The 24,077-nt window shown below is 64.7% G+C and carries 22 protein-coding genes; 9 read left to right on the top strand and 13 right to left on the bottom strand.

The annotated features are described in order from the left end of the window. Positions 1 to 104 precede the first annotated feature (104 nt). The 3 genes from ACNSTU_RS04820 to ACNSTU_RS04810 all read left to right on the top strand — a co-directional run bounded on the left by ACNSTU_RS04820 (position 105) and on the right by ACNSTU_RS04810 (position 4,851). Positions 105 to 674, top strand: a complete 570-nt coding sequence (locus ACNSTU_RS04820; protein ID WP_290634759.1) for an outer membrane beta-barrel protein — start codon at positions 105 to 107, stop codon at positions 672 to 674. Positions 675 to 748: 74 nt separating this feature from the next. Beyond that, positions 749 to 2,770 carry a CocE/NonD family hydrolase gene (locus ACNSTU_RS04815; RefSeq protein ID WP_418212138.1) on the top strand — a complete coding sequence of 674 codons (2,022 nt, stop codon included), beginning with the start codon at positions 749 to 751 and terminating at the stop codon, positions 2,768 to 2,770. 95 nt (positions 2,771 to 2,865) lie between these two features. Further along, positions 2,866 to 4,851, top strand: a complete 1,986-nt coding sequence (locus tag ACNSTU_RS04810) for a hypothetical protein (RefSeq protein WP_290634761.1) — start codon at positions 2,866 to 2,868, stop codon at positions 4,849 to 4,851. A gap of 69 nt (positions 4,852 to 4,920) precedes the next feature. Here the strand turns inward: ACNSTU_RS04810 and ACNSTU_RS04805 are convergent, their stop codons facing one another. The 3 genes from ACNSTU_RS04805 to ACNSTU_RS04795 form a co-directional block, all read right to left on the bottom strand. Continuing rightward, positions 4,921 to 6,147, bottom strand: coding sequence for an ATP-grasp domain-containing protein (locus ACNSTU_RS04805; RefSeq protein WP_290634763.1), 1,227 nt, complete (start codon positions 6,145 to 6,147; stop codon positions 4,921 to 4,923). A gap of 119 nt (positions 6,148 to 6,266) precedes the next feature. Further along, positions 6,267 to 7,337 carry an SMP-30/gluconolactonase/LRE family protein gene (locus ACNSTU_RS04800; protein ID WP_290634765.1) on the bottom strand — a complete coding sequence of 357 codons (1,071 nt, stop codon included), beginning with the start codon at positions 7,335 to 7,337 and terminating at the stop codon, positions 6,267 to 6,269. Positions 7,338 to 7,490: 153 nt separating this feature from the next. Then, positions 7,491 to 8,063 (bottom strand): hypothetical protein, encoded by a 573-nt coding sequence (locus tag ACNSTU_RS04795; protein WP_290634767.1) that lies wholly within the window; start codon positions 8,061 to 8,063, stop codon positions 7,491 to 7,493. A 240-nt stretch (positions 8,064 to 8,303) separates the two neighbouring features. On the opposite strand from ACNSTU_RS04795, the gene ACNSTU_RS04790 reads away from it, so the two are divergent. Beyond that, positions 8,304 to 9,284: an NAD(P)/FAD-dependent oxidoreductase gene (locus ACNSTU_RS04790; protein WP_418212137.1), complete on the top strand. Its 981-nt coding sequence runs from the start codon at positions 8,304 to 8,306 to the stop codon at positions 9,282 to 9,284. Here ACNSTU_RS04790 and ACNSTU_RS04785 read toward each other — a convergent pair. Genes ACNSTU_RS04785 through ACNSTU_RS04775 form a run of 3 tightly spaced genes read right to left on the bottom strand, consistent with a single transcriptional unit; the run spans position 9,272 to position 12,067 of the window. Further along, positions 9,272 to 10,132: a DUF3299 domain-containing protein gene (locus ACNSTU_RS04785; protein ID WP_290634771.1), complete on the bottom strand. Its 861-nt coding sequence runs from the start codon at positions 10,130 to 10,132 to the stop codon at positions 9,272 to 9,274. The genes ACNSTU_RS04790 and ACNSTU_RS04785 overlap by 13 nt on opposite strands. 22 nt (positions 10,133 to 10,154) lie before the next feature. Continuing rightward, positions 10,155 to 11,432 (bottom strand): ABC transporter permease, encoded by a 1,278-nt coding sequence (locus tag ACNSTU_RS04780; RefSeq protein WP_290634773.1) that lies wholly within the window; start codon positions 11,430 to 11,432, stop codon positions 10,155 to 10,157. After that, positions 11,429 to 12,067: an ABC transporter ATP-binding protein gene (locus tag ACNSTU_RS04775; protein WP_290634775.1), complete on the bottom strand. Its 639-nt coding sequence runs from the start codon at positions 12,065 to 12,067 to the stop codon at positions 11,429 to 11,431. Before ACNSTU_RS04775 ends, ACNSTU_RS04780 begins: the two co-directional genes overlap by 4 nt. A 99-nt stretch (positions 12,068 to 12,166) precedes the next feature. Between ACNSTU_RS04775 and ACNSTU_RS04770 the strand changes: the two genes are divergently transcribed. Further along, positions 12,167 to 13,186: a CobW family GTP-binding protein gene (locus ACNSTU_RS04770; RefSeq protein WP_290634777.1), complete on the top strand. Its 1,020-nt coding sequence runs from the start codon at positions 12,167 to 12,169 to the stop codon at positions 13,184 to 13,186. 53 nt (positions 13,187 to 13,239) lie between these two features. Here the strand turns inward: ACNSTU_RS04770 and fadJ are convergent, their stop codons facing one another. After that, complete coding sequence (gene fadJ, locus ACNSTU_RS04765) at positions 13,240 to 15,411, bottom strand: fatty acid oxidation complex subunit alpha FadJ (RefSeq protein ID WP_290634779.1); 2,172 nt, start codon at positions 15,409 to 15,411, stop codon at positions 13,240 to 13,242. Beyond that, positions 15,411 to 16,721, bottom strand: a complete 1,311-nt coding sequence (gene fadI / locus ACNSTU_RS04760; RefSeq protein ID WP_290637399.1) for an acetyl-CoA C-acyltransferase FadI — start codon at positions 16,719 to 16,721, stop codon at positions 15,411 to 15,413. The genes fadJ and fadI overlap by 1 nt, the downstream gene beginning before the upstream one ends. 136 nt (positions 16,722 to 16,857) lie before the next feature. Between fadI and ACNSTU_RS04755 the strand changes: the two genes are divergently transcribed. From ACNSTU_RS04755 to ACNSTU_RS04740, 4 genes are all read left to right on the top strand, one after another. After that, on the top strand, positions 16,858 to 17,544 hold the full coding sequence (locus tag ACNSTU_RS04755; protein ID WP_290634783.1) for a GntR family transcriptional regulator: 687 nt from the start codon (positions 16,858 to 16,860) through the stop codon (positions 17,542 to 17,544). A 96-nt stretch (positions 17,545 to 17,640) separates the two neighbouring features. Beyond that, a complete protein-coding gene (trxA, locus tag ACNSTU_RS04750; RefSeq protein WP_290634785.1) occupies positions 17,641 to 17,967 on the top strand; it encodes a thioredoxin TrxA in 327 nt (108 codons plus the stop codon). 99 nt (positions 17,968 to 18,066) lie between these two features. Further along, on the top strand, positions 18,067 to 18,966 hold the full coding sequence (locus tag ACNSTU_RS04745) for a DMT family transporter (protein WP_290637397.1): 900 nt from the start codon (positions 18,067 to 18,069) through the stop codon (positions 18,964 to 18,966). Beyond that, positions 18,963 to 19,397, top strand: coding sequence for a PAS domain S-box protein (locus ACNSTU_RS04740; protein ID WP_290634789.1), 435 nt, complete (start codon positions 18,963 to 18,965; stop codon positions 19,395 to 19,397). The genes ACNSTU_RS04745 and ACNSTU_RS04740 overlap by 4 nt, the downstream gene beginning before the upstream one ends. An 84-nt stretch (positions 19,398 to 19,481) precedes the next feature. On the opposite strand, the gene cynS is transcribed toward ACNSTU_RS04740, so the two are convergent. The 5 genes from cynS to ACNSTU_RS04715 form a co-directional block, all read right to left on the bottom strand. Then, entirely contained in the window at positions 19,482 to 19,925 is a 444-nt protein-coding gene (gene cynS, locus ACNSTU_RS04735; RefSeq protein ID WP_290637414.1) for a cyanase, read from the bottom strand. A gap of 36 nt (positions 19,926 to 19,961) precedes the next feature. After that, positions 19,962 to 20,831 carry an ABC transporter ATP-binding protein gene (locus ACNSTU_RS04730; protein WP_366213954.1) on the bottom strand — a complete coding sequence of 290 codons (870 nt, stop codon included), beginning with the start codon at positions 20,829 to 20,831 and terminating at the stop codon, positions 19,962 to 19,964. Between the two features lie 10 nt (positions 20,832 to 20,841). After that, positions 20,842 to 21,681, bottom strand: a complete 840-nt coding sequence (ntrB, locus tag ACNSTU_RS04725; protein WP_290634793.1) for a nitrate ABC transporter permease — start codon at positions 21,679 to 21,681, stop codon at positions 20,842 to 20,844. A 3-nt stretch (positions 21,682 to 21,684) separates the two neighbouring features. After that, positions 21,685 to 23,106: a CmpA/NrtA family ABC transporter substrate-binding protein gene (locus ACNSTU_RS04720; protein ID WP_290634795.1), complete on the bottom strand. Its 1,422-nt coding sequence runs from the start codon at positions 23,104 to 23,106 to the stop codon at positions 21,685 to 21,687. A 284-nt stretch (positions 23,107 to 23,390) separates the two neighbouring features. Beyond that, on the bottom strand, positions 23,391 to 23,966 hold the full coding sequence (locus ACNSTU_RS04715) for an ANTAR domain-containing response regulator (protein ID WP_290634797.1): 576 nt from the start codon (positions 23,964 to 23,966) through the stop codon (positions 23,391 to 23,393). Positions 23,967 to 24,077 lie beyond the last annotated feature (111 nt).

The raw sequence follows: 24,077 nt of genomic DNA, 5'->3' as shown, positions 1-24,077 counted from the left end.
ACGCGCAAGCGCTCCGCCGTGTCGCGGCGCCCGCGGGAACCGGCCGTGGTGGATGTTGTCTTAATCGGGGCGTTGTTCGGCGAACGAGTGCGGGAGGGTAGGGAATGCGACGGAATGGCTTGCGGGCTCTGGGGGTGGCGGCGGCATTCTTGCCGGGCCTGGCAATCGCTTACCCGCCGTATGGCTACATCGGTGTCGACATGGCGGGTACTGCAATTGTCGAGGACGACGGGGCCTTCGGCGACGGGTTCGATGATGAAAGCGCGGGTGTGCGCTTGTTCGGCGGTTACCGCGCCAACGACTGGTTCGGCGTCGAGATCGGGTTCCACGATCTGGGCCGGTACCGGCAGGACGACTATCGCGTCAGTTATTCCGCAACGGTGCTATCCGGTGTCCTGTATCTCCCGGTCACCAGAACGTTCGACCTCTACGGCCGCCTGGGCGGCGGCATCGGACGCGTGAGCGAGAACGACAACCGCTCGGATGCGACCCGCAAGGTTATCGGCCAGGCTGGCGTGGGCGCCAAAGTGCACGTCACGCCCACCTTCGCCCTACGCGGCGGCGTCGACGTCTATTCCATGGAGCCGCAACTCCGGGGCCCCGATGGGGGCAGTACGCAGACGGTGAGTCAGGAGTTCGGGGCCGGTTACGTGGGGGTCAACCTGCTGTTCTGATTCACCGGCTGCGCTCCTCCAGTGCTACTGGGCTATGATGGTGTCTTGTGCGCCAGTGGCACGGAGGGGGTGGATTGCAGACAGTAACGACGTTTCCCTATCGGGTTCGCAGTATCGAGAACCTCTGGATTCCCATGCCGGATGGCACGCGCCTGGCAGCGCGGGCCTGGATTCCTGAAGGCGCGGATGACGATCCCGTGCCGGCCATCGTGGAATACATCCCGTACCGAAAGCGGGAGTTCACGCGCCTGCGGGACGACGTCACCCACGCGTGGTTTGCCGGCCATGGCTACGCCTGCCTGCGTGTGGATCTGCGCGGCAGCGGTGAGTCCGACGGATTGCTGGTGGACGAATACCTGCCCCGCGAGCTGGACGACGGCGAGCACATGCTGCGCTGGATCGGTGAGCAGGCGTGGTGCAACGGCCGTATCGGCATGATCGGCATCTCCTGGGGCGGCTTCAACGGCCTGCAGCTGGCCGCCCGCCGTCCGCCCGAGCTGGGCGCGGTGATCACCGTCTGCTCCACCGATGACCGCTATACCGACGACATCCATTACATGGGGGGGTGCCTGCTGGCGGATAATCTCTCCTGGGCGTCCACCATGTACAGCCACACTGCCTTGCCGCCGGATCCGGCTGTTGTGGGAGACCGCTGGCGCGCGATGTGGCATGCCCGCATGGAGGGCAGTGGCTACTGGCTGGAGGAGTGGCTGAATCACCAGCACCGTGACGACTACTGGCGGCACGGTTCCATCAACGAGCACTACGAACGGGTCCAGGCCCCGGTCATGGCCGTGTCCGGGTGGGCGGACGGCTACTCCAACGCCGTGTTCCGGCTGCTGGAGAACCTCAGTGGCCCGCGGATGGGCCTGATCGGTCCCTGGGGGCACAAGTATCCTCATCAGGGCCAGCCCGGGCCGGCCATCGACTTCCTCACCGAGGCGCTGCGGTGGTGGGACCGCTGGCTCAAGGATATCGAGACGGGCGTCGAGGCCGAGCCCATGCTGCGAGCCTGGATGCAGGAGAGCGTGCGCCCGGACACCAACCTGCACACGCGCCCGGGGCGCTGGGTCGGGGAGCAGTCCTGGCCCTCTTCCGGAGTGTCCACCTGGACGCGACCCTTGCAGAAAGGTCAGGTGGGCGGCCCCGGCAGCGCCGAGGAGAGCGGCCGGTTGTCCGTGCAGTCACCCCTATCCGTCGGGCTGTTTGCCGGGCGCTGGTGTTCGTTCACCGCAACGCCGGATCTGCCCCACGACCAACGCGAGGAGGACGGCGGCTCCATGGTGTTCGACAGCGATCCGCTGAACGAGCCGCTGGAGATTCTTGGCGCGCCTGTGGTGACCTTGCGTATCGCCGCGGACCGGCCGGTTGCCATGGTGGTGGTGCGGTTGTCAGACGTGGCGCGCAACGACGAGGCCACACGGGTCACCTACGGGCTGCTGAACCTCACGCACCGCGACGGCCACGACGATCCGCAGCCCCTCGAACCGGGCACGTTCTATGACGTGCGCGTGCAGCTCAACGACGTGGCCGAGCGGTTTCCCGCCGGTCACCGCCTGCGGGTGTCCGTGTCCACGTCCTACTGGCCCGTGGCGTGGCCATCACCGGAATCGCCGCGACTTACGGTGGATACCGGAGACAGCGCGCTGGAACTGCCGGTGCGGGCTCCCAGGGCCAGCGATGACGCTATCCGGGATCCGGGGCCGGCGCGCGGCGCCCCGGCGTCGCCGACCACCTTGATTCGCCCGCGGGATTACGGCTGGACCGTCACTCGCGACCTTGCCGCCAATCGCTCGACCCTGGAAGTGAAGAAGGACGAAGGCGAGTTCATCTTCGATCAACTGCAGCTGGGCATGCATATCCGTACAACCGAGTGGTACAGCCACACCGGCAACGACTACGACTCCGTGCGCGGCGAAACCGAGTCCGTGCGGGGGATGAGCCGTGGAGACTGGGCTGTTTCCGTGCGAACGCGCACGGTACTTACGTCGGATCGGGATTACTTTCACCTGCGTGCCGAGATGGATGGCTACGAGGGGGATCAGCGCGTGCACTCTCACAACGTGGTGTGTTCCATCCGCCGCAATCTCCTGTAATTGCCCTGGCAACGCGTAGACAACCGCGGGGCCAGACGCCACCATGACGAGGAGGCAGGGTCGCAGTGTCGCGACCGGCCCGCGATGGAGTAACCATGACCGACGAAACCGTCGAACGCACGGCGCAGCTGGAGCGACTGGCCCAACGGCTTGACGACGCCGTGGCTCGGCTCGCTCAGGCCAATACCTTCGCCAAGTTCACACAGAGTTCCGGCGTGCTACAGGCGGCACGCAAGCTGTTGGCCGTCACCGGCGGTGTGGAGGTTGTCTACGAACGCATCGGTGCGCTGGAGGCGGCAGGGATATTCACCGGCAGTGACTGGGAGGCCCCCGAGACGCTGCAGCCTTCCATGGCCGCCAATACGCTCAAACTCAGCCAGGATCACACGCTGGTGCTGGAATGCCTGAGTGAGCTGCGTCTCGTGGCCGTGGCGCGGGAGGAGCTCGCTGTTGCGGGCATGTCTCCGGAGGATGCCCGGCAGTTCCTGGCACGTGTGCTGGCCCTGAATCTGCGGCTCGTCTTCGGGCAACTCGACGAGTCCGAGCGCGTGCGGATGGGCCGCAATGCCGATCTGGTGCAGCGGCACCAGCGGTTTGTTGCGGAGAACGTGGGCTTCGGAGAGGTCATCGAGGAGTTGATCAGCGAGATCTGGCGCATCCTCGCCCAGCGTCCCATCGAGACCAGCCCAGTTCAGCAGATGATCAATAGCGTTGCCGCGTATCTGCACAGCGATGAGCAGGGCGTTCCGGCGGCCAAGGCCCGTGGAGCAGAGCGTCTTATCAGTGCGCTGTATGGCCCGACGCGTGGGTGCCAAGAGGATCCGGGGGTCGATGTCTACCGCGAGCGGCTGGCCGGGATGGATGAACAGGCGTTGCGCAACGAGGCGCTTGGATTCGGGCGGGCCATGCACGACACCGGTCTCGTGTCCCCGTATCACCCGGTGTTCCTGCGCCATGCGTTGAACGAGGCGCCGGATCTGCTTCCCTCGACGCTCGGTCTGAGCAGCACCGGCATCGACGCGCTGGCGTGTTACAGCGAACTGGTGCATGAGCTGATCCGCGAGGCGCTCTGGCCGGAAACGGCCCAGGCGGTCTACGGGTTGGCGGGGCTGCTGGAGCGCGGCGTACTCTACAGCGGCCCGATTCCACCGGCGCTGTGGCGGCAGATTCATCTGGAAGTATCCCCGGAGGCCAGGCAGTTGCTGGGGGTGTTCGACGTGGATTCACATCCGACCGCCCGCGTGCGGTTGCTGGCCGGGGTGATCAATATGCTGGGCTGCCCCCGGGGAATCGGTCAGGGCAACAATCCTACCTGCCAGTCGGCCCGCGCGCTGTCCATGTGGTCCAGCAATGACCCTGATTATCTGTTGCAGGTGGTGGCGTGGGCGGCCCGCGATAATGACGTCAGCGCGCACTTCGAGGGCAAGGCCTTGTCCTCGGCGGCACTCAACGCGGAACGACCGCTGGTGCCGTTGTTCGATGTAGACCCGGTGTCGGCCGTGACCGTTCCTCACCTGGATGCGCTCTATAACGAGATGGCGCGGCTGTGTGCGGCGCGCGGAGAGGATTTCCACAAGTGGGTGAATCCGGAGTTCCACGGCTGGTGGGTCGGGCGCGGGTTTGCCATCGTGGTGGATGTCGCCACGGGCATGCTGGTGAACTTTGATGGGTTCGTGCAGCGCTTCTACGCCTGCTATCACCCCTTGTGCAATGGCAACAACCCGGTGATTCACTCGCAGCCCGCCGGGGTTGCAGTCACGGATACCACGGGTCAGTTCGTGGGCTGGCATGCCATTGCCATCGAGCGCGTTGGTTTTGATCCGGAAGGCGAGATGCGGGTGTATTTCGTCAATCCGAACAACGACAGTACCCAGGACTGGGGGCAGGGGGTTGTCGTCTCAACGGAGGGGGCGGGGGAGCGCCACGGCGAATCGTCGCTGCTGTTCGAGCAGTTCGTCTCACGACTGTACATTTTCCACTACGATCCACGGGATGAAGCGGCCGACGCCGAACTGCCGGAGGGCGCACTGGATCGGATCGCCACCATGGCCCGGGACAGCTGGGCTGCGGGGCGATGCTGATCGTTATGGAGATGTCGCACGCATGACTCGAACGGGCTCCCCCATCGGGGAGCCCGCGCGATCAACAGATCAAACGTAGAAGTCCAGTTCTTCCTGGTGCTTGAGCAGGTCCCGCAGCTTGTGCGGGTTGTCCCCGAAGAAATACACCAGACCCCAGTGCGTTCCGAAGGCGGTGCGTTTGGTAACCGTCTCCTCCAGCGGCGGGGTGAGCTCGTGGTATTCGAAGTACTCGTGGTTCTCCGTCTCTTCCGGGATCTCCAGCTTCGAGACCACGCGCCGCCGCGGATACACGCCGAAGCACCCGGCGTGGCCCTTGGCGTCCACCACCTCCTTCGGGAAGAACGCCTCGATTTCGTCCTCGGTGGTCTTCGGGTCGAAGCACAGCACCATGCCCTGATAGGCGTTGAATCCGTAAGCGCGCTCCAGCAGCTCGAACACCTTGAACCCCGGCGGCCGGTACGCCACTTCACCGAAGTACATGGTGCCGTCGCTGGTGACGAAGTACTCCGGGTGAATGAAGCCGAACTCGATGTCGAACGTCTTGATCAGCTTCTCGATTTCCTTGGTGATCAGGTTGCGCCAGCTCTCCAGCTCCGGCGTGGCCGGCACGAACACGGAGTAGCCCAGGGTCACGTACTCGGAGATGTTCAGAAAGCGAATCTTGCCGTTCTGGATCCACGCCTCCACCGCAAACTCCCAGCCATCCAGGTGGCTCTCCATGAGCAGCGGGTACTCTTCGTCCGGGATGGTGTCGATCTCGTCCGGGTGCCGGATGACGCGGTGACCGAGGCAGCCGGCCTTGTCGAAGGCTTTCAGGTGGATGGGATCATCCGGGTCGCCGTCGAGTTTGAGCAGCGTCTGATTGACCCGCTTCAGGAACCGCACCACATCCTCCTTGTCGTGGGCTTCCTCGAAGATGCCGACGCGGATACCGCCGAGCTGTGCCCGGCGTTTCATCAGGGCCTTGTCTCGGAACAGCACCGCCTGGCCGTGCAGGCGCGGATTGCCCATGAGCACGGCGTTGACGGCACCGGCCCATTCCACGGTCTCCTCGAACAAGGGGATTGCCACGTCCACGCCTTCGTCCTTCAGGCGTTCGGCGATCTCCATGGATCGGTCGTTCAGCCGTTCAAAATCCCAGGGTATGAACGGGATGTTGTGCTCCTTGGCATAATCGGAAGCCCATTCCGGGGCGACAATGACGTAGCGGCGGTCAAAGCGCTCAAGGGCGTCGATGCAGTTGATGCTCCATCCGAGGATGGCGACGTAGCCCTTGTTGGGATCTTTTTCAGTCATGAACGGTCGCTCTCGCAGGGTGAGTGGTGCCACGGAGGCAAAAGCGCCCCCGGACCCCTAAGCGTAGCACGCAGGGGCGTAGGCGACCGGTTCCGGGCTGTGCCCGGCAGGGCTTCCTGTTAATCGGTGGGAGCGGGGACATCGATCACACCGATGGCTCCCTCTTCGAGACTGCCGAGATACAGCGTGCCGTTGACCTCCACGGCGCCCGTGACCGGATGAAAGCTGTCTTCGCCCGTGTCCTGCAGGTTGTGGGTGACCTCGCCGTCCAGCGACAGCCCGAGCACAAAAGCGTGGGCGGCGGGCTGGGGCTGGAGGACTTCGGGCAGGCGGAAGGCCATCCGGCGCAGAAAGGGGTATTCCGACATGGCGTCCAGAGCCGCATTGCGCGGTGCGAACAGCGCCAGCCAGTAGGTGTCGTCGCCGTTGCTGCTGAGGTTGTCGGGAATGCCGGGCAGGTTTTCGTAGAACAGTTCGTCCTCACCGGCACGATCGCCGTCCAGCCAATAGCGTACGATGGTGTAACGGCCTGTCTCCGCCACCAGCACGGACGCTTCATCCGGCGCCAGCGCAACACCGTTGGCGAACTGGAGACCGTCCATGAGCACCGTGGTGTCGCCGGTCTCCGGGTCGAAGGCGAGCAGACGGCCGTGGCCCCCGTGCTCGAAGACGTCATCCCGGGCCTTCATTGCCGGTCCGAACTTGCTGGAGGCGTCGCTGAAGTAGATAGTGCCGTCGGATGCGATGTCGAGGTTGTTGGTGAACTTGAACGGGACGCCGTCGGCCTCAGTCGTGAGTACCTCGATATCGCCATCCAGGGTGACGCGGAGCAATCCCTCGTAGCCGTCGGCCACGATCAGGTCGTCGTTCCCATCGAACGCCATGCCGAAGGGCCGCCCGCCCGTGTCGGCAATGACCTTGGGGTTGCCGCCGTCGGCGTCCAGCCGAACGATACGGCCGTCCTCGTAGCCGGTGTAGAGGCGCCCATCGTCATCGGTGATGACTTCCTCCGGGCCAACGCCCACCGTCTCGCCTATGCGCTCCACGCCCGCGAGCCGGTCGTTGGTGGCGTACGGCCCGGCGAGCTCCGGCGCCTCGGGGGCGTTCCATGCGACCGGGTCGATGGGAACCGGCCAGAACAGGAGGTAGGCGAGCACGGCGACAGAGGTGGCAAGCAGAATCCGTTTCATGAGGGCCCCGATTATTGTTGTGTGAGCAGCCGTGGAGTCTAGCAGGCCTTGGCCGCGGGCGAGACACGGCTGATCCCCGCGGGTTGCCGGAAGGGAGGGAGGTTCAGGGCGTGGGCCGGCCCGGGCCGGCGGCTGTCGGATGACCCGGACGCGTCAGGTCACCATCTGTTCGTCTTCCGTGATCGGGTTCACCGGCTGCATGATGCGGTTGTCGTCGATCATGTCGGCGACCAGCTCACGGGAGTGGTGATCCTGCTGATATCCGCCGTGGCCCTGTGCCAGCCGGGTGTTCATCTGCTGGAACAGCTTCTCCGGCTGGCCGCCCGTGGCCAGGCAGAACTCCTGTAATGTCAGCCGATTGAGCGTGGCGGACAGGGAAATGCCCACACGGATCCGGCTGAATGCGTTGATGCCATGTAGCCCTGCCAGCCCGCGCTCGAGTGCCGCCGGATCCAGACCCAGCTCCCGGATCAGTTCCCCGCGTTCCTTGTACAGGCTTTCCATGCGTTTTGCGCGTTGTGCCGCCTTGGTCTGCTCGCCCTGCAGTTTGGAGACTTCCGCCGTCAGCTCGCCCTGGCGACGGAGTGCCTCGGCATACTCGTCCTGCTTCTCACGCAGCTGCCTCTCGTAGTGCTGTTCACGGCCGAGACTCCAGACGAGGATCGCGATCAGGCTCACCAGCAACATGGCGGAGGTGGCGGCGAGAAACGTGGCGATAGGTGTCATGACGTTGTCCTGCTCGGCGGATAGAAGGGTTGACGAGCTGACGGCGGAGCGAGCCCCGGCCAATGGTCCCGCATGCCTCTATTGAAGAGGCGGTCTGGTGCATCGACGGTAAACAATCGGGTCGGGGGCTGCTGCGATGGGGTTCACGAAAGTATGATGGGACCGACCGTCCGGTCTTGCGGGATCAGCCCGTCCGCCGGAAACGGCCGCTGCGATGGAATCGCCCACAGGAGTCTGAACATGCGTGTTGTTGTGGTTGGTGCCGGCCTCGCCGGTTTGTCCTGCGCCCGTTTGCTGCACACGGCCGGGGTCGATGTGACGGTGCTGGAGAAGTCCCGCGGCCCGGGGGGGCGGCTTACGACACGCCGTCGCGATGACTGGCAAGGCGACCTCGGCGCCCAGTACTTCACGGCCCGTGATCCGGAATTCGTGGAATCGGTCGCCGAATGGCAGGAGGCCGGCGTGGCGGCGCCCTGGCATGGGCGGCTTGTCAGGCTCCACGGGGCCGACAACCGGGATGTGGCAGATGGTCAGCGCCGCTGGGTGGGCGTGCCGCGGATGAGCGCGATTACCCGCTGGCTGGCGAGCGATCTGGACGTTCGGCCGCAGACGCGCGTCACCGGGCTACGCAGAGGAGGAGCCGGTTGGCAGCTGGATACCGACGAGGGTGGTCGACTGGATGAAGTCGACCAGGTGGTCCTGGCGGTGCCCCCTCCCCAGGCCGAACCACTCCTGCGGCCGCATGTGCCGTCGCTGGCGGCTGCAGCCCGCAGCGCCCGTATGCAGAGCTGCTGGGCTGCGGTGTTCCGGGGGCTGGAGCCTGCCCCCGCGTTTGATGCGGCGTTCGTGATGGAGCATCCGCTGCGCTGGGTCGCGCGGGACGGGAGCAAGCCCGGGCGTGGCAACAGTGGCATCTGGGTCGCTCATGGCAGCGGGGGTTGGTCTGATGCGCGGATGGTCATGGAGCCGGATGACGTCGCTCCCGAGCTGGCCGCGGCGCTTGCCGATACCCTGGGGCTGAGCGCGTCTCCCGAGGTGCTCAGCGTACACCGCTGGCGTTACAGTCAGTGCGTGGAGCCGTTGACGGACGGCTATCTGCTGGACACGGAATCGGGGCTCGCAGCCTGTGGCGACTGGTGCAACGGCGACCGGGTCGAGGGAGCCTGTCTCAGTGGTCAGCGCCTCGCTCGGGCGCTGACCGCATCACATCAGTCCTGCTGAAGTTCGGCGTCGTCCAGACGGTAGAACAGCCCCATGTCGCTGTTTTCCATCAGCCGCATGCGGCCCGAGAGGAGAATGGGGTCGAAAGTGAATGCCAGAGGCTCCTCCAGTTCCACCTCCACAACGGTTTCAGGGCCGCCGGGCAGGCAGAAGAAACAGCTCGGCGGCGTCCGGCTCACCAGGAAGTGCCGCTGCCGCTCACTGTTGTCGAGCGGCATCATGAATCCCTGCAGTTTGACTTGTTCGCCGTCCAGAGCACGGATGTCATCGTCGAACAGCGGCTCCAGCATGCCGCTGGCGCCTTCCCGGGTTTCAACGCTGCTGATCAGATCCCAGGACACCGCGCCGTCCACCTCGGGCAGGTCCTGGGCACGCTCTTCCATGGGTTCGAGAGGATGGCCGTAGGATTCGTCGGCGACGTAGACCGACAGCTGCCGGCTGGCGCCGCCACCCGTGATGGTGAGCGTGTCCTGACCAGGCAGGGCCGGCCGCAGGCGGAGTTCGGCCTGGCCGTCGGCGTTGGTGAGCAGTGTGCTGTCGCTGAGTTCGTTGCCCACCAGCGAGCTGACTTCCAGGGTTTTGTCGGTCATCGGTGCGCCGTCGTCGTCATGCAGCGCAAGGGTGAGCTCCAGCACGTCGTCGCTGGATGTGGTCAGGCCGGCAACTTCACCGAATTCGTCCATGCCGGACATGTAGATGCGGATATTATCCTGCCCACCGCCTTCGCCGGATGCGACGGCAGGGGCCTCGCTGCCGGTGTCCACCTCCGGCTCGTCCGAGCCACAAGCGGCAAGGGCGAGGGCGACGCACGCAGCGAAGGCGGCAAGCAGGGGCAGACGCGCTGTCATGGTCAATCCTCTCACTTTGCGGCTACCGTCCACGGCCGAGGATTTCGGCGATATCCGTGCGATACGCCTGGATGGCCGGGATCAGTGCGGCCATTATGCCTACGCCGACCGCCAGTGCCACCAGCCACAGCTCCTGAACCAGGAACACGGTGCCCGTGATGTTGAGTTGCTGGGTCTGGCGGAACGTCTGACCGATGATCTCCGCCGCCACGTGGCCTAGGGCCAGCCCGAGCAGTGCACCCAGCAGTGCCAGCAGGGTCGCCTCGATCAGCACGTGGCTCACCAGTCTGCCTCGTGATGCCCCCAGTGCGCGCATCAGGGCCAGATCGTAGCGCCGGTACTTGAGGGCATTGTAAAGCCCGATGAAAACGCCAAGGCCGGCGGCAGCGACCAGAATCCAGCCGAATGCGCGCAGCGTATCCATGCCCACGCCCATGAGTTGCATGAGCCGTGCGGTCTGGTAAGCGGGCGCCGCGGCCTGGAGTTGCCCGCGATTGTTGACCGCACGGGGCAGCGTCACGGCGGCAAGGGGTGACTGGTACTGCACCAGAAGTGCGGTCAGCTCCCGATCTTCGTCGCCGTGGGCGTGATCGTGTTCCTGATCATGGCCGTGTTCGTCGGCTCCCTGGTCGTCCGCCGCGTCCCGGTCGTGTTCATGGCCCGTCTCGTGATCATGGTCATGAACCTGCCACACGCTGGGGACGCTGACGTGGATCAGACGGTCGGCGACGCTGCCGGTTGGTTCCAGTACGCCGGTGATGGTGTAGGGGTGATCGTCGTGGACCTCGCCGCCGACGGTGCCCTCCGCGGTGATGCCGTGAACGCCCACGAAAGTGTCACCGACGCCGAGCCCGGTGCGTTCGGCAACCCGAGCGCCCAGCACCGCCTCCATGTCGTCCTCCCAGAGGGCGCCGTCCGCCAGGGTGCCGCCGTAGTGGCCGATGTAGCTGTGTTCGCTGCCGACAATCCGGAAGCCACGGTAGCTGTCGCCGAGCGCGAGCGGGATGGTGTCGGCAACCAAAGGGTGCTCCTGCACCCAGCGCGCATCTTCCAGCGGGATGTTGCCGGTGGGCGCGTCGATGTGGAATACGCTGGAGAGGATCAGCTGCATCGGGCTCCCCTGGGCGCCGACAACCATGTCGATGCCGCTGGCGTCCCGGCTGAGGCGCTGCTCCATCTGGTGGCTGAACAGGAGCAGCACGGTAATGGTGGCAATGCCCAGCGCCAGCAGCAGCAGGTTCAGGACGGCCGACAGCGCGTTCCGGCGCAGGTAGGCGAGGCTCAGGCGAAACAGGTTCATCCGGTGGCCTCCAGTTCCAGGGTGTGGTCCATGTAGTCCCGGACGCGCGGGTCGTGTGTGGCCACGACCAGGGTGGCGCCGCATGCGCGAGCCTGGTTGCCGAGCAACCCCATGACCTGCCGGCAGTTGGCTTCATCCAGGGCTGACGTGGGCTCGTCTGCGAGAATCACGGAAGGCTCATTGATCACCGCCCTGGCGAGGGCAACCCGCTGGGCCTGGCCCTGGCTGAGCTGGTTGGGCGTCCGTCTTGCCAGGTCGCCGATTCCCAGGGCGTCCAGCACCCCGTCAACCTGGTCACGGTCCTGTGGTAGGCCGGCGAAGTAGCGGGCCAGAAGCAGATTGTTCCGCACATTCAGTGCGTCCACCAGGTGCAGCGTTTGGAAGACGATGCCGATGTGTCGGCCCCGGAAGCGGTCCAGAGCCCGTTCGTCCAGGGCGTTGAGTTGCTGGCCGTCAATGATGACCTGGCCGCTGGCGGGGCGCAGAAGGCCGCCGAGGATGTTCAGGAGCGTACTCTTGCCGCTGCCGGACGGGCCGAGCAGGGCCCAGTGGTCACCGGTCTCGGCGTGCCAGTCAGGCAGCGTGACAGTGGTACCGTCCCTGTAACGGTAGACAACATCCTGAATCCCGAGCATCCGGCCTCCGGACCGTGATCTGAAAAGTGTTATACTATATCGTTTTTGCGATGAGCAAAACCAGACATCGCCCGAACTGAATCAGGGGGTGCCTTTCCTATGGCGCGGCGCAGAGTATCCCATGTCCCGACCAACGTGATAACCGGTTTCCTCGGAGTGGGCAAGAGCACGGCCGTGCGCAGCCTGCTGGACCGTGCACCCGACGGTGAGCGCTGGGCCGTGCTCGTGAACGAGTTCGGGGAAGTCGCTGTGGACGGGGCCGCACTGGATTCAGGGAAAGGTGAAGCGGTCATCCGGGAGCTTCCCGGCGGTTGCATGTGTTGCACCATGGGCGCACCGCTCGAGGTGACGCTGGCGCGCCTGCTGCGGGAGGCGCGGCCGGACCGGCTGCTGATCGAGCCAACGGGCGTGGGCCACCCGGCGAGGGTGCTGGATACCCTGCGCGGCGACGGCCTTGGCGAGGCGCTGGATGTGCGCGCCACGGTCTGTTTGGTGGATCCGCGTCGGCTGGCCGAGGACAAGGTCATGGCCAGCGAGGTATTCCGTGATCAGGTGGAGCTGGCCGACGTGCTGGTGGCCAACAAGACCGATGTGTGCGCACGTGCCGACCTCGAGCGGTTCCAGGAATGGGCGCACGCGCTCTTCCCGCCCAAGGCGCGGGTCGAAGCGGTTCGGGACGGCCGAATCGATCCGGCCTGGCTGGATATCGGAGCCCACCCCGGGCGCAAGGCGCTGTTCCCGGAGGCGCACCATCACCACGATCATAGGGAAGAGGCCCCGGAGGCCGAGCCCGAGCCCGGCAGGCACGTTCGCCAGGAGAATCGTGGCCAGGGGCTCACGGCCTGCGGCTGGCGGTTTCACCCCGGAGACTGCTTCGACCAGGATCACGTGGCGGAAGTGCTGCGAACCTGCGCCCCCGGTGCCCGCGTCAAGGGCGTGTTCCACTGCGATAACGGCTGGTTTCTGTTCGATCGGGCCGATGGGGCACTATCCGTCCGCGCTTCGTCCTGGCGGACCGACAGCCGCGTGGAGTGCATCGCCGACGACGACACCCCACCGGACTGGGACGCGGTCGAAGCCGCCCTCAAGGGCGCCCGACTGATTCCCGTCAAGCGGTAGAAACGGGGTAGGGTGGACCTTCAGGTCCACCACCCATTGCTCGGGATACTGAATCAATCCCCGTGGAATCGCTCGCCGCCTGCGGCCATGCGCTCCAGGATCTCCGCCGGGGCGAAACGCTCCCCGTGCTGCTGCTGGAGCTCCTTGAGACGCTGCACGATCTCGGGAATGCCGCGCTCGTCCATGTAGCGGAACGGCCCGCCCCGGAACGGCGGGAAGCCGATGCCGTAGACTGCGCCGATGTCGCCGTCCCGCAGGCTGCGGATGACGCCCTCGTCGTAGCAGCGTGCGGCTTCGTTGAGCATCATCAGCAGTGTGCGATCGATGATGTCCGACTCCCGTGCCTTGTTGCTCGGGTCGATCTTGAGCAGGCTGTAGACGCTCTCGTCCACCGCCTTCTTGCCCTTCTTCTTCTTGCCGCCGTACTGGTAGAACCCTTTCTGGCTCTTCTTGCCGTAGCGCCCGTCCGCCAGCATGGCGTCGGCGGCGGCCACGGGTTTCATGCGATCGCCGAAGGCGTCGTGGAGAATCGGCGCGACCTTGGCGGTCACGTCCAGGCCAACCTCGTCGAGCAGGGCGAATGGCCCCACCGGGAAGCCGAAGTTGAGCATGGTCTCGTCGATGCGGTCGATGGCGACACCCTCGCTCAGCATGTGGCACGCCTCGTTGATGTAAGGCGCCAGGATGCGGTTCACGTAGAAGCCGGCGCCATCCTTGACCACGATGACCGTCTTGCCCTGTCTGCGCCCCACGTCCACCGTGGTGGCGATCACCTCCGGGTCGGTCTGGTCGGTGGCGATCACCTCCAGCAGCGGCATCTTCTCCACCGGCGAGAAGTAATGCATGCCGATGACGTTCTGTGGCCGCTCGGCGCCCTGGCCGATCCGGGTGATCGGAATGGACGACGTGTTGGTGGCAAAGATTGTGGTCTCGCTGGCGTTGATTTCGATGTCCTGCACCATGCGGTGCTTGAGGTCCAGGTCCTCGAACACCGCCTCGATCGCAATGTCGACGCCGCTGAAACCGCTGTAATCCAGGGTGGGCGTCACGCGATTGCGCTGCACGTCGGCCTCGAATGGCGTCATGCTGCGCCGACTGACCTTCTCCTGGAGCTGGTCGTTTAGGTGCTGCATGCCCTTGTTCAGCCCTTCCACGGCGATGTCCTTCAGCCGCACCGGCAGGCCCGCCTTGTTGGTGGTGACAAAGGCGATGCCCGCACCCATGAGCCCGGCGCCGAGAACAGCCGTCCGGTCGACCTGCCTCGGTGCCGCGGAGGTGTCGTCCGTGCCGGTATCCTTCTTCATCGCCGTGGTGGCGAAGTAGATGTTCATGAGCTGGCGCGCCTGCGGCGTCATCGCCAGCTCGCCGAAGCGCTTGGCCTCCAGTTCCAGCCCGCTCTTCATGCCGCGGTTGATGCCCGTCTCGATGCACTCGATGATCCGGGGCAGCGCGGGGTAATTGCCCCGGGTCTTGCTCTGAGCCTGCTTGCGGGCCTGATCAAAGACGATCCGCCGCCCGACGGGATTGCCCTCCAGAGCCGATTCCATCCAGGTTCGACGGCGCTTGCTGTTGCGCTTGCCGCCCTGGAGCTTCTGCACCATGCGAATGGCCGCGTCTTCCAGGATGGGTTCGGGCACTACGTCGTCCACCAGGCCCATGCGCTTCGCCTTGGCGGGGCGAATCTGCTTGCCGGTAAGCGCCATGTCCAGAGCCGCCTGGATGCCCACGAGGCGGGGCAGCCGCTGGGTGCCGCCGCTGCCCGGCAGCAGGCCGAGCATCACTTCCGGAACGCCCAGGGCGGTCTTGTCGGCGTCGGTGCACACGCGGCCGTGGCAGGCCAGTGCCAGCTCGAGGCCGCCGCCCAGGCACATGCCATTGATCGCCGCCACCACCGGGACGTTCAGATTGGCGATGCGGTCGAAAAAGGCCTGACCGGCGCGGGAGAGCTCCGTGACTTCCTCTGCGCTGCGGCACGCCTGCAACATCTCGATGTCGGCGCCGGCGATAAATGAGCCCGGCTTGCCACTGATGAAGACAATCCCCTTGACGGACTGGTCGTTCTCCAGTGCGTCCATGGAGGCCGTGGCCTCTTCCATGAGTGCCCGGCTGAGTACGTTCTGGCTCTCGCCCGGCAGATCAATGGTGACCACGGCGATGCCGTCGTCGCGCTGCTCGACATGAAAGATCGTCGTTTCGTTGCTCTGGTGTTCCTTCGCCGTAGCCATTACGCCACCTCCAGGATCATGGCCGCGCCTAGGCCGCCGGCGGCGCAGGCCGTGTTCAATGCCGTGCCGCCGCCGCGACGGCGCAGTTCGTGCAGGGTCTGAATGATCATCCGTCCGCCGGTGGCGGCGAACGGGTGGCCGTAGGCGATGGAGCCGCCGAGGACGTTGAAGCGGTCCCAGTCGATCTCGCCGATGGCCTCGTCGCGGCCCAGCACGTCCCGCGCGAACTGTTTCGACGGCCAGTTCTTTATATTCGCCAGGGTCTGGGAGGCGAACGCTTCATGCATGTCCACCAGTTCCAGATCCTTGAGTTTGAGACCTGCCCGATCCAGGGCGATGGGCGTCGCGTAGGAGGGACCCATGAGCGCGTCATTGAACGGGTTGGTGGCGGCAAAGGCCCAGGAGCGAATGTAGCCCAGCGGTTCATAGCCCAGTTCCCGGGCGCGGCTCTCTTTCATCAGTACCAGAGTCGAGGAGCCGTCAGTGAGCGGCGTGCTGTTGGCCGCGGTCACGGTGCCGTGGTTGCGGTCAAAGGCCGGTCGCAGCTTGCCGAGCTTGTCCATGCTCGAATCGCCGCGCACGTTGTTGTCCTGCTCCAGCGCCGCCCCCTTGTAGGGCGGCACGAACGCGGGCATGACCTCCTTGCTCAGCTTGCCGTCGGCCCACGCCCTGGCGGCGAGCTGGTGGGAGCGCAGTGCGAACTCGTCCTGCGCCTCGCGGGTGATGCCGTGGTTCTTTGCCATCTGCTCGGCGATGTCACCCATGCCGAGATTCGTGGAGTAATCCTTCACCGCCGGTGGGTTCGGTGCCAGGTCCTTCAGGCGGATGCCCCTGAACAGTTTCAGTTTCTCGCCGAGGGTCTTGGCCTTGGTGGTGCGGATGAATGCCCGCGAGAGTTTCTTGCTGAACTGGATCGGCAGGACCGACGTGGAGTCGGCCCCACCCGCCATGCCGATCTCGATGTCGCCGAGCTGAATCGCCTGTGCAATGTCTGCCGTGGACTGGAAGCTCGTGGCACAGGCCCGGGAGACGCTGTAGGCGTCGGTCGACGGGAGCATGCCCGAGGCCAGCATGACCTCCCGCGCGATATTCGGCGCTTCCGGCTGAATGCCCACCTGGCCATACACGATGCGGTCCACGAGCGCCGGATCCAGATCCATCCGCGCGAGCAGCTCCGTGGTGGTCATGGTGCCAAGCTGGATGGCGTTGAGATCGCTGAAGGCGGTGAGCTGGCGCGCGAAGGGCGTGCGCAGGCCGTCCACGACGGCGATGCGGTCACTGGGTTGAGTCGGTTGGGTCGTCTTTGCCACGTCGTCCTCCTGAGCCGAGGGGATCGGCGGATGCTCTGTTGTCGACAATTCTGCAAAGTAATGATTCCTTGTCAACAAGAATGCTTATTGGTTTATTATTGTTGACAATGTTGTGGGTCAATCCAGAGGTTGCCGGATGCCGGTGCGTTCCATTGCCGACCCCTCGCCGTCAGGCGGCGAGGGCAACCTGTCGGTCACCATTGCCGAATCCCTGGGCGAGCGCATCATCAGGGGTGAGCTGCCGCCGGGAAGTCGGTTGCTGGAGGTTCAGCTTGCCGGGGACATGGGGGTCAGCCGGGGGCCGTTGCGCGAGGCGCTGCGTGTCCTCGAGAAGCGGCGTCTGGTACGGATCCTGCCACGCCGCGGTGCGCTGGTCACCGACATGGGCCCGGAGGATGTCCGCTGCCTGTACGAGGCGGTGACGCCGCTCTACCAGACGCTCACCCGCGCCGTCGCCGAGCGGTGGACGCCGGATAATCTGCCAGCGCTCTACACGGTGGTGGAGCACATGGTGAATTGCGCGGAGCAGGGGGACGTTGAGGGCTATTACGAGCACAACTTCGCATTTGCCAGGGCGTGCGCTCCCATCGTCGGCAATCCGCTGCTGGATGAGCTGCTGATCGATCTGGAGCCAGGCCTGCGCCGGGTGTTGTACCATTCGCGGGACGAGCGGGCGGCTGCCGTCGGGCCGCACCTGGAGATCATGCGGCGCATGATGCGCTCCGTCATGGACCGCGACGGCACTGACGCCACCGGGGCGATCGGCGAGCTGGCGGCCCTGGAGCTGCGGCTGGCCATGGCCAGCTTCGGCGATGGAGATTGAGCAGGTCTATCGCCGCGATCATCACTGATGCGTTGGCGCCGCTGCGCTCGAATTTGTACCATTGGTAATCTTTATTCCGGTTTCTATGGAGGGGTCATGTCAGACCGAATCGTTCACGCCACCGACGGTACGTTCGACACCGAAGTGCTGAAAGCCAGCGGGCCGGTGCTCGTTGACTACTGGGCGGAGTGGTGCGGCCCGTGCAAGATGATCGCGCCGGTACTGGACCAGGTCGCGGAGGATTACGCCGACCGCTTGAAGGTGGTGAAGGTCGACATCGACGAGAATCAGGAGACCGCGCCGAAGTACGGTGTGCGCGGCATTCCGACCCTGATGCTGTTCAAGGACGGTGACGTGCAGGCCACCAAGGTCGGGGCGCTGTCCAAGAGCGAGCTGACTGCCTTCATCGATCAGAATCTCTGAATGGCCGGTGCGCCGGAGGCGTCTCGACGCCTCCGGCTGTCACCAGCCAGACGAATCAAGGCCGGCCCGTTGCCGGCCTTCTTTTTTTGGAGAGAACACGTGCGGCTCGATACCCGGCAGTCCAGTCTGATTCAGCTCCACATCGGTATTCTGCTTCTTGGCGGGACGGCGTTGTTCTCCAAGCTCATTGCGCTGCCGGCGCTGGACATCACTGTCTGGCGCAGCCTGTTCGCGGGGCTGGCGTTGCTGGGCCTGTTCCTGCTGACCCGGTTCGATTTCCGCCTGCACCGCTCCCGCGACTACGCGATCGTGCTGGGTCTGGGCGTCTTGTTCGCGGTGCACTGGCTGACCTACTTCCATGCCATGCAGGTCTCTACGGTAGCGGTCGGGATCGTGGCGCTGTTCACGTTCCCGGTGATCACGGTCTTTATCGAGCCGTTCTTCCACGGTGAGCCGCCGAGACTGGTCGATCTGGCCGGGGCGCTTGCGGTTGTTGCCGGGGTCTACCTCATGGTGCCGGAGTTCTCGCTGAACAATGCCACCACCCAGGGCGTGCTGTGGGGCTTGCTGTCGGCCTTCACCTACGCGCTGCGCAACGTGATCCAGCGCCACCGGTTCCGGCACTACCCGGGAAAGACGGCCATGTTCTATCAGGTCCTGGTGGTGCTGGCGCTGACGGCGCCGTTTCTCGGTGGCGGTTCGTTCGAACTCGGGCCGGGGCAGTGGGCACTGATCGTGTTGCTGGGAATCGTGTTCACGGCCCTGCCGCACACGCTCTTCGCCAATGCGCTGGTCCATCACAGCGCCGTTTCGGTGAGCCTGATCAACTGTCTGCAGGTGGTGTATGCGACGGTTCTGGCGGCGCTCGTCTTGTCGGAATTGCCCGGGTCCAGCACAATCGTCGGTGGAGCACTCATTGTCGGTGCCGCCGCTTTCGAGTCGGTACGCTCGGCGAAGGCACAGAGCCAGACAACCAGGGAACAAGAAGCGTCATCATGAATGATCTGGAGACCATTCCGGCAGACCTCCTCAGGATGCTGGTGAACGAATCCAACGATGGCATCGTGATTGCCGAGCAGGAAGGCGACGACAACGTTCTGATCTACGTCAATCCGGCTTTCGAGCGCCTCACGGGGTTCAGTGCGGACGAGATCCTGTACCAGGACTGCCGTTTCCTGCAGGCGGACGACCGAGATCAGGAGGCGCTGGACGAGATCCGCGCAGCACTCATGGATGGCCGCGCGACGCGGCAGGTGTTGCGGAACTATCGCAAGGACGGGTCCATGTTCTGGAACGAGCTCAGCATTACACCCGTGTACAACGAGCGCGACCAGCTCACCTATTACATCGGCATCCAGAAGGACGTGACCGCACAGAAAGAGCTGGAGCAGCGGGTGGCCGATCTTGAGAAGGCCGCGGGCGACAGCTGATTCCCAAGACCCGCGTGCGCAGGCGACGCATTTTGGCGAGGGTTCCCCCCGACACCGACACCATGCCGGGGGGAGACGGTCGGGTTACCAGCGCTTGTAGGGCAGGAACTTGCCGTTCAGCGTCAGTACGACGCGATCCCCTTTCGGGTCTTCGACCTTGTCCACATCCATGGTGAAGTCGATGGCGCTCATGATGCCGTCGCCGAACTTCTCCTGAATCACTTCCTTGAGTGTCTCGCCGTACACCATCACCACCTCGTTCAGGCGGTAGACCAGCGGGTCGGTGATCATTTCGGCGGCGCGCTGGCCCTTGTTCGGATACTCGGTGAGGGTTCTGGCGATGTCGTCGCCCAGGTCGAGCGCGCTGGCGAGCGCTTTCGCCTGTTCGCTCTCCACGCTGTTCTCGCCGAGGCAGGCGGAACAGATGAAGACCGGCGACATTCCCGTCGCCTTGCCCAGCGACTCCCAGCTCACGCCTTTCTGGTGCTTGGCCTCGAGGATCATCTCGCGCATCAGGTGCTTGTCCATCATGCTCTCCTTTGGTTTGTGCTCTGCAAAGTGGGTTCAGTTGCCGCCGGCGGCTGCCCGCACCGGCGTCGTAACTTCGGGTTCCTTGTCCCCGTCGTCCTGGACGTACTCACCCTGGAGTTCCTTGGAGCGGCGCACCAGGAAGTCCACCAGGTGGTTCCGGGTCTCGTAATAGCCGTCCTGACGCACCAGCGTCTCGCGCTTGCGCGGGCGGGCGATGGGAACGGTGACGGATTCAGCAACCTGCGCATGGGGTCCGTTGGTCATGAGCAGGATGCGGTCCGAGAGCAGAATGGCCTCGTCCACGTCATGGGTGATCATGAACACCGTCTGTTTCGTCTCGGTGCAGATCTTGAGCAGCTCGTCCTGAATGCTGCCGCGGGTCAACGCGTCCAGGGCCCCGAACGGTTCATCCATGAGCAGCATCTTCGGCTCGATGGCGAACGCGCGGGCGATGCCCACCCGCTGCTTCATCCCGCCCGAGAGCTGTGAGGGGCGTTTGTCCTCGGACCCCTTGAGGCCTACAAGTTCGATGTATTTCATGGCGTGGTCGCGGATCTTCTCCTTCGACCAGCCCGGCCATTTCGACTTCACGGCAAAGGTGACGTTGGCGAGCGCCGACTTCCACGGCAGCAGGCTGTGGTTCTGGAAGACGACGCCACGGTCGAGGCTGGTGCCCTGAACCTCTTTGCCGTCCATGAACACGTAGCCGTCGCTGGATTCGTCCAATCCAGCCATGACGTTGAGAATGGTCGACTTGCCGCAGCCCGAGTGGCCGATGACGCAGACGAACTCGCCCTTGTCGATGCCGAAGTTGACGTTCTCGAACACCGTGAGCGGCTCCTGGCCCCGGGGCCCGGGAAACGCCTTCTTGAGGTTTTCCACGTACAGGAATGGTTTGGTCATGCTGTCTGCCTCAGGTGTCGTACTGGACCATGCGTGTCGCCGCCGCGAGGATGCTGTCCAGGAACATCCCGACGATGCCGATCATCAGGATCGAGAAGATCACGCTGGTGATGTCCAGGTTGTTCCACTCGTTCCAGATGTAGTACCCGATGCCGCTGCCCCCCACGAGCATCTCCGCGGCCACGATCACCAGCCACGAGATGCCGATGGCGATCCGCATGCCGGTGAGAATCGTCGGCGCCGCGGCCGGGAGGATCACGGCGAAGGCCGTTTTCAGGGACGACAGCTCCAGCGTCCGGGCCACGTTGCGCAGATCCCGCGATACCCCGGCCACGCCGAAGGCGGTGTTCAGCAGCACCGGCCAGATGGAGCAGATGAAGATCACGAAGATCGACGACGCCCCGGAGTCCCGGATCAGGAACAGCGCCAGCGGCATCCACGCCAGCGGCGAGATGGGCCGCAGGATCTGGATATACGGGTTGAGGGCCTTGTACATGATCGGCGACATGCCGATGAGAAAGCCCAGCGGGATGGCGACCAGCAGTGCCAGGGAGTAGCCGGCGAACACGCGGCCGACGGAGTGGGCCAGTTGGATGCCGATGCCCATGTCATTGCTGCCGGCCACATAGAAGGGGTCACTCAGCTCGGTGATGGCGTGGCTGATCACCGCCGACGGCGCCGGGATCCTGGAGCCGCCGCTGCTGCCCCCCACGAGTTGCTCATACTCGCTCAGTTCCTGGTCGCCGATGGGCAGCACTGTCCCCTCGATGCTCCACTCCCAGGCCCCGAGCAGGACGATGAGCAGGGCGACGCTGAGGAGCGCCGCCTTGAGGTTTTCGGTGGTCAACATGGCTTACGACCTCCGGATTTCGAAGCTGTCCACATAGGCCTCCGGCTCTTCCGGGTCGAAGTCTTTGCCCATGATCGTGTGGGATTTGTAGGTCACGTCCGGGGCCTCGTAGCCCAGATCGCGCATGAGCCTGGCGCAGTCCGTGGCCAGGTAGACGTCCTCGGCGACGCCCTTGTAATCCACGTCACCGTCGATGTAGCCCCAGCGCTTCATCTGGGTGAGGATCCACACGCCCATGGAGTGCCAGGGGAAGGGGTCGAAGTCGATGCGGTTGGGCTCGTTCTTGACCTCGCCCAGGCCGTCGGCATAGCGACCGGTGAGTACCTGTTCCACCACCGAGGTGGGCTGGTTGAGATAGTTGCGCCCCGAGATCGCCTCTGCGATTTCCGCCCGGTTGTCGTGGTTCGACGAGTAGTGGGTGGCATCGACGATGGCCTTGAACAGGGCACCGAAGCTGTTGGGCGCTTCTTCGGCGAACTGCCGACTGGTGCTGAAAGCGCAGCACGGGTGGCCGTCCCAGATCTCCTTGGTGAGCATGTGAATGAAGCCCACCTCGTCCCAGACCGCGCGCTGGTTGAACGGGTCCGGCGCCAGGTAGCCATCCACGTTCCCGGCCTGGAGGTTGGCGACCATCTCCGGTGGCGGCAGCACGCGGATGGAGATGTCGTTGTCCGGGTCCAGGCCATGCTCGGCCACGTAGTACCGCAGCAGGAAGTTGTGCATGGAGTACTCGAAGGGCACGGCAAAGGTGAAGCCCTTCCAGTCCTTGGGGTCGCGCTTGTCCTTGTGGTCCATGCGCAAGGTGATCGCCTGGCCGTTGATGTTCTCCACCGCCGGCATCAGGAAGGGCATGGAGCTGGAACCGGCCCCCATGGTGATGGCGAGCGGCATGGGGGTGAGCATGTGTGCGGCGTCGTGCTCCATGTTCATGGAGTTGTCACGGACGACGGCCCAACCCGCTTCACGCCGGACGTCCACATTCAGTCCGTAGCGCTCGTAGAACCCCATGGGGTGCGCCATGATGATTGGCGTGGCGCAGGTGATCGGGATAAAGCCGATGCTCAGGTCGCGTTTCTCCGGCGTCCCCAGATCGTCCTTGAGCAGCGCCTTCGCCGCCTCGAGAGGGAACATGGACCCGAGGGCGGCGGCGAAGGTGCCGGCCCCCATCATCTGCAGAACCTGCCGACGGCTGGGGTCGTGGTGGCCGAACAGCGCCCGGACCACCGCACTCTCGATCAGGCGGTCCATGAGCGCCTCGCGATCTGCGGGGGCACCGCCTTGTTCGTGGGGCGACGCCAGCGCGTGCAGGTCGTCGCCGGCGGTGGCCTCATGGCCGTGATCATGACACGTGCTGCACGTGCATCCCGCGCTGTGGCGCAGGTCGCTGTTCGGGTCGAACGGGTCGCCGAGTGATTTGTTGGTCATCGCATCGCCCTCGTTGTCGCAACAAAAAAAGGCGCCCCACCGGGGTTGGTGGTAGGCGCCCTTGCCAGGTTCAGGTTGGCGAATCCGGCTGACGTCCCGCCGTTGGGAACCGCTGCTCGCGGTTGAGCCGGATTCGCGCGTGTCAGAGAAAGTAATGCATGACTCGTGCCATGTTAGTAAAAGTCTGAGTTAACGTCTTTTTTTTCGGTTTCCCGAGGGGGTGTGGCGGTGCCGGTGCACTGTTGTGGGGCGGTGTGCACCGGCACGGCGCGGTTGGTGGTCAGTCAGGCGCGTCCGTTGGCGCGCAGGAAGGCGCGGGCAATATCGCTGATGGGTCGGGCGCGCTCCATGGCCGTTCGCCGCAGCATATGGTAGGCGTCATTCTCGCTGATGCCGTCGCGTTCCATGAGAAAACACTTGGCCTGTTCCATCTGGCGCTGGTGCTCCAGTCGGGTGCGCGCGTCCACCAGTTCATGCCGCAGTTGCTCGTACTGATGGAACTGGTTGATGGCCACGTTGATGATGGAGCGCACGCCCTCCGCTGAGAGGCCTCCCACCACATAGGGGCTCACCCCCGCGGCAGTGGCCGCCTGCATCAGCTCCGGGTCGCTGTGTTCGGTGAACAGCACCACCGGTTTCGGGTAGGGCGAATTCCGTGTCCCCAAGCCTTCCAGAATGTCCCGCCGTCCCGAGCGGGCCTCAACAATGACCACATCGGGCTGGACATCCAGCACGCGCTGGTAGAGGTCTTCGTGAGCCTTTACGGTGCAGGCCACTTCATAGCCGGCATCGTTCAGGGCGTCCCCGAGCCAGACGGCCCGGTCCGGGTATTCGTCAACGAGCATGACTCGTGTTGCCATTGCTTACTCCTGAGGTTGTACCTCGGATTTCCGGGAACACGCCGGTAAACAGGAAGCAAGCACCGTGCCTTGACTGTGGCAGGGGAGAATCAGGGAGTTGCACGCAGGATA

This window comes from Aquisalimonas sp. APHAB1-3 (assembly GCF_048323695.1).
Taxonomy (GTDB): domain Bacteria; phylum Pseudomonadota; class Gammaproteobacteria; order Nitrococcales; family Aquisalimonadaceae; genus Aquisalimonas.
The sequence above is the reverse complement of the archived record's forward strand: the minus strand, read 5'-3'. Positions and strand labels throughout refer to the sequence as shown.

Coding starts and splice junctions, on each gene's coding strand:
- ACNSTU_RS04800 (WP_290634765.1), bottom strand. CDS start 7,337: ATGAAACGGATTCTGCTTGCCACCTCTGTCGCCGTGCTCGCCTACCTC.
- ACNSTU_RS04795 (WP_290634767.1), bottom strand. CDS start 8,063: ATGACACCTATCGCCACGTTTCTCGCCGCCACCTCCGCCATGTTGCTG.
- fadJ (WP_290634779.1), bottom strand. CDS start 15,411: ATGGCTACGGCGAAGGAACACCAGAGCAACGAAACGACGATCTTTCAT.
- ACNSTU_RS04790 (WP_418212137.1), top strand. CDS start 8,304: ATGCGTGTTGTTGTGGTTGGTGCCGGCCTCGCCGGTTTGTCCTGCGCC.
- ACNSTU_RS04720 (WP_290634795.1), bottom strand. CDS start 23,106: ATGACCAACAAATCACTCGGCGACCCGTTCGACCCGAACAGCGACCTG.
- ACNSTU_RS04775 (WP_290634775.1), bottom strand. CDS start 12,067: ATGCTCGGGATTCAGGATGTTGTCTACCGTTACAGGGACGGTACCACT.
- cynS (WP_290637414.1), bottom strand. CDS start 19,925: ATGGACAAGCACCTGATGCGCGAGATGATCCTCGAGGCCAAGCACCAG.
- ACNSTU_RS04770 (WP_290634777.1), top strand. CDS start 12,167: ATGGCGCGGCGCAGAGTATCCCATGTCCCGACCAACGTGATAACCGGT.
- ACNSTU_RS04715 (WP_290634797.1), bottom strand. CDS start 23,966: ATGGCAACACGAGTCATGCTCGTTGACGAATACCCGGACCGGGCCGTC.
- trxA (WP_290634785.1), top strand. CDS start 17,641: ATGTCAGACCGAATCGTTCACGCCACCGACGGTACGTTCGACACCGAA.
- ACNSTU_RS04785 (WP_290634771.1), bottom strand. CDS start 10,132: ATGACAGCGCGTCTGCCCCTGCTTGCCGCCTTCGCTGCGTGCGTCGCC.
- ACNSTU_RS04755 (WP_290634783.1), top strand. CDS start 16,858: ATGCCGGTGCGTTCCATTGCCGACCCCTCGCCGTCAGGCGGCGAGGGC.
- ACNSTU_RS04780 (WP_290634773.1), bottom strand. CDS start 11,432: ATGAACCTGTTTCGCCTGAGCCTCGCCTACCTGCGCCGGAACGCGCTG.
- ACNSTU_RS04740 (WP_290634789.1), top strand. CDS start 18,963: ATGAATGATCTGGAGACCATTCCGGCAGACCTCCTCAGGATGCTGGTG.
- ntrB (WP_290634793.1), bottom strand. CDS start 21,681: ATGTTGACCACCGAAAACCTCAAGGCGGCGCTCCTCAGCGTCGCCCTG.
- ACNSTU_RS04810 (WP_290634761.1), top strand. CDS start 2,866: ATGACCGACGAAACCGTCGAACGCACGGCGCAGCTGGAGCGACTGGCC.
- ACNSTU_RS04820 (WP_290634759.1), top strand. CDS start 105: ATGCGACGGAATGGCTTGCGGGCTCTGGGGGTGGCGGCGGCATTCTTG.
- ACNSTU_RS04730 (WP_366213954.1), bottom strand. CDS start 20,831: ATGACCAAACCATTCCTGTACGTGGAAAACCTCAAGAAGGCGTTTCCC.
- ACNSTU_RS04805 (WP_290634763.1), bottom strand. CDS start 6,147: ATGACTGAAAAAGATCCCAACAAGGGCTACGTCGCCATCCTCGGATGG.